At 59.3% G+C, this 600-nt stretch carries 1 protein-coding gene; it reads right to left on the bottom strand.

Annotated elements, in window-relative coordinates; all coding sequences use genetic code 11:
• The coding region (locus tag G0Q06_RS14215; RefSeq protein WP_163967435.1) for an AAA family ATPase at positions 1-600 on the bottom strand (600 nt) is incomplete at both ends.

Raw genomic sequence — 600 nt, 5'->3', positions numbered from 1 at the left:
GGCGGCATCCATCGCGCCATCCGTCTTTCCGGCACCGACAAGCGTGTGCATCTCGTCAATAAAGAGGATCACTTCACCGGCGGCTTCGGTTACCTCGGTCAAAACGGCCTTGAGACGCTCTTCGAACTCACCGCGATACTTCGCGCCGGCAATCAACGCGCCCATATCCAGAGCAAGCAGCCTTTTGTTGCGCAAGGATTCCGGCACATCGCCGTTCACGATCCGCAACGCCAGCCCTTCGGCAATCGCGGTCTTACCAACACCGGGTTCACCGATCAGAACGGGGTTGTTCTTTGTCCGGCGACTCAGAACCTGCATCGCGCGGCGAATTTCCTCATCGCGTCCGATAATCGGATCGATCTTGCCCGCTTCGGCGCGTTCCGTAAGGTCCATCGCGTATTTCTTGAGAGCGTCATATCCGTCTTCAGCCGTGGCGGTGTCCGCCGTACGACCCTTGCGCACGTCATTGATGGCGGCATTCAGGCCCTGTGCAGTAACCTTACCCGCATCCAACGCCGCCTTGGCACCGGATTTGACCATGCAAAGCGCCATCAGCACCCGCTCGACCGGGACAAAGCTGTCGCCCGCCTTTTTGGCAAG

Source organism: Oceanipulchritudo coccoides (assembly GCF_010500615.1).
GTDB classification, from domain to species: domain Bacteria; phylum Verrucomicrobiota; class Verrucomicrobiia; order Opitutales; family Oceanipulchritudinaceae; genus Oceanipulchritudo; species Oceanipulchritudo coccoides.
Note: the sequence above shows the minus strand (reverse complement) of the source record. Positions and strands in the feature narration are given on the sequence as shown.